Genomic DNA, 3,530 nt, shown 5'->3' with positions numbered 1-3,530 from the left:
CCCCGAAGTGCGCAGGAGAACCCCGTTCAGCGTTCGATCAATTGCCCACGCCGGAGACGGCGCCTTTTTGGACGCGGCCCGGGCGAGCGAGCGGGCCCGTTCGGTCGTTCCAACGATCGCGGAGGGCCGCAACGACGCGGTCAGCCAGGCCGCCAACCTGATCTTGGCGCATGACGGTTCGACGGGCCGGCGTATCCTTCGGCAGCTCGACATCACCGACGATATTGCCATCTTTGATCTGGTTAACCGGGGGCCGGGCACGAGAAGCACTGCACGGCTTCCCTTCGCGACGCTGGCCGCCGATCTTGAGCGCTGGCCTGAAGCGGTGGCGCGCCTCGAACTGGCTGACGCGGCGGCGGCCGAACGGTTTGTTCTGCGCGACGCCGGCTGGCGGCCGACGCTGATCCGGCCCCAGCTCGCCTACGCCCGCGCCCGCGCCGGCGACCTCGCAGGGGCCCAGGCCCTGATCGCGGCAACGCCGCTGGACTGTTACCTGTGCGTCCGCGAGCGCGCCCGCATCGCCGAGATCGCCGGCGACCACCGCGCCGCCGACCGCTGGTTCGCCGAGGCCATCCGTCAAGGCCCCTCCCTCCCCTTCGCCTATGCCGAACGCGGCCAAGCCCTGCTGGGGCGGGGCGACACCCCCGGCGCCATCGCCCTCTTCCGACAGGCCCACGTCAAGGGGCCCCGCTGGGCCGATCCGCTGAAGTACTGGGGCGACGCCCTGGCCCTGCAAGGCGACCATCGGGGCGCGGCCGACAAATTCCGTACCGCCGCCGCATTCGCTCCGCGGTGGGGGGCGCTGCACCTGGCATGGGGCAAGGCGCTGGCGGCCCAAGGCCGAGGGGACACGGCCCGGGCCAGGTATCGCGAGGCTGCCCGCCTCGACCTGTCGACCGCCGACCGGACCGCGGTGATCCGGGCCTTAGCCGCTCCGACCTGACCCTGAGGCCTGCGCTCTATTTGGCGGCGTCGCGCAGTTATCCGCAGTGGCGTGACGATTCGACCCTTCCAATGGCCGATCTTTTCCATATCTAATCTAGGCAAGGCGCCGCGTTGCGGGGCCAGGAGATACGTTCGATGAGCGAACGCAAACAAGGTGATCAGGACACCGGCGTTCGGTCGACGGTGATCACCCAGACGAAGCCGAAGACGCAGAAGCCCTCGATGTATCGGGTGCTGATTCTGAACGACGACTACACGCCGATGGAATTCGTCGTCTATGTGCTTGAGCAGTTCTTCAATAAGTCGCGCGAAGATGCGACTCGCATAATGCTGCACGTCCATCAACACGGTGTGGGGGTGTGTGGGGTGTTCACCTACGAGGTGGCGGAAACAAAAGTAGCCCAGGTCGTTGACGCAGCACGGCGGCACCAACACCCGCTTCAGTGCACAATGGAAAAGGACTAAGGCCCCTTGCCGTCATTTTCGCGCCAGCTCGAAGAGTCACTGCACCGCGCGGTCGCCTACGCCAATCAGCGAAAGCACGAGTATGCCACCCTGGAGCACCTGCTGCTCTCCCTCATCGACGATGAGGACGCCGCCGGCGTCATGCGCGCCTGCGAAGTTGAGCTCGGCTCGCTCCGCACCACGCTCACCAACTACGTCGACAACGAGCTCCGCTCGCTGGTGGTGGACGACGGCGAGGACGCCAAGCCCACGGCGGGCTTCCAGCGCGTGATCCAGCGCGCGGTGATCCACGTCCAGTCCTCCGGCCGCGAGGAGGTCTCCGGCGCCAACGTCCTAGTGGCGATCTTCTCCGAGCGCGAGAGCCACGCCGCCTACTTCCTGCAGGAGCAGGACATGACCCGCTACGACGCGGTCAACTACATCGCCCACGGCATCGCCAAGAAGGCCGGGGTCAGCGAGCCCAAGGCCGTCAAGGGCTCCGACGAAGAGGACAAGCCCACCGTCAAGACCGGCGGCGAGGCGCTGGAGACCTACTGCGTCAACCTTAACGAGAAGGCCAAGCAGGGTAAGGTTGATCCGCTCATCGGCCGTGCGGCCGAGGTCGAGCGGTGCATCCAGATCCTCTGCCGGCGGACCAAGAACAACCCGCTGCTGGTGGGCGACCCCGGCGTCGGCAAGACCGCCATCGCCGAGGGCCTGGCCCGCAAGATCGTCAACGGCGAGGTCCCCGAGGTTCTCGCCGGCTCGACCATCTTCTCCCTGGACATGGGCTCGCTGCTGGCGGGCACCCGCTACCGTGGTGACTTCGAGGAGCGCGTCAAGCAGGTGGTCAAGGAGCTGGAGAACCACGCCGACGCGATCCTGTTCATCGACGAGATCCACACGGTGATCGGCGCCGGCGCCACCAGCGGCGGGGCGATGGACGCCTCCAACCTGCTGAAGCCCGCCCTGGCCTCGGGCACCCTACGGTGCATGGGCTCGACCACCTACAAGGAGTTCCGCCAGCACTTCGAGAAGGACCGCGCCCTGGTGCGCCGGTTCCAGAAGATCGACGTCAACGAGCCCACCATCGACGACACCATCAAGATTCTGAAGGGCCTGAAGACCTACTACGAGGAGTTCCACAAGCTCCGCTACACCAACGACGCCATCAAGGCGGCGGTGGAGCTGTCGGCCAAGTACATCAACGACCGCAAGCTGCCCGATAAGGCGATCGACATCATCGACGAGGCGGGCGCCGGCCAGATGCTGCTGCCCGAGGGCAAGCGCAAGAAGATCATCGGGCTCAAGGAGGTCGAGGCCGTCGTGGCCAAGATCGCCCGCATCCCGCCCAGGTCCGTCTCCAAGACCGACACCGAGTCCCTGAAGCAGCTGGAGACCGACCTGACCCGGGCGGTCTACGGCCAGGACGAGGCCATCAACCAGCTCTCCTCGGCCATGAAGATGGCTCGCGCGGGGCTGCGCGACGCCAACAAGCCCATCGGCAGCTACCTGTTCTCCGGCCCCACCGGCACCGGCAAGACCGAGACCGCGCGCCAGCTGGCCTCCACCCTGGGCATCGAACTCCTGCGCTTCGACATGAGTGAATACATGGAGCGCCACACGGTCAGCCGCCTGATCGGGGCCCCTCCGGGCTACGTCGGCTATGATCAGGGCGGCCAGCTGACCGACGCCGTCGACCAGCACCCGCATGCGGTGGTGCTGCTCGACGAGATCGAGAAGGCGCACCCCGACGTCTACAACATCCTGCTGCAGGTCATGGACCACGGTCAGCTGACCGATTCCAACGGCAAGAAGATCGACTTCCGCAACGTCGTTCTGATCATGACCACCAACGCCGGCGCCTCGGACGCCCAGCGCAACTCCATCGGCTTCGGCCGCGGCAAGGCCGAGGACGAGGTGGACGAGGCGCTGAAGCGGCTGTTCACGCCGGAGTTCAGAAATCGCCTCGACGCCATCGTTCACTTCCGCCCGCTGACGCCCGAGATCATCCGCCAGGTCGTGCAGAAGTTCGTCATGCAGCTGGAAGCTCAGCTGGCGGATCGGCACGTCACCATCGAGACCTCCGACGAGGCGGCCGACTGGCTGGCCAAGAACGGCTTCGACGAACTCTACGGCGC

At 66.4% G+C, this 3,530-nt stretch carries 2 protein-coding genes and 1 pseudogene; all 3 read left to right on the top strand.

Annotated elements, in window-relative coordinates:
* A pseudogene (locus tag ACLL81_RS04095) lies at positions 1-943 on the top strand (hypothetical protein); the annotation flags it as partial.
* A gap of 137 nt (positions 944-1,080) precedes the next feature.
* Complete coding sequence (gene clpS / locus ACLL81_RS04090) at positions 1,081-1,410, top strand: ATP-dependent Clp protease adapter ClpS (RefSeq protein WP_411287072.1); 330 nt, start codon at positions 1,081-1,083, stop codon at positions 1,408-1,410.
* Between the two features lie 6 nt (positions 1,411-1,416).
* Positions 1,417-3,530, top strand: a 2,114-nt coding sequence (gene clpA / locus ACLL81_RS04085; protein WP_411287071.1) for an ATP-dependent Clp protease ATP-binding subunit ClpA, incomplete at its 3' end; no start/stop codon positions are given.

It is taken from the genome of Phenylobacterium sp. (assembly GCF_046590535.1).
Classification (GTDB): domain Bacteria; phylum Pseudomonadota; class Alphaproteobacteria; order Caulobacterales; family Caulobacteraceae; genus Phenylobacterium.
The sequence above is the reverse complement of the archived record's forward strand: the minus strand, read 5'-3'. Positions and strand labels throughout refer to the sequence as shown.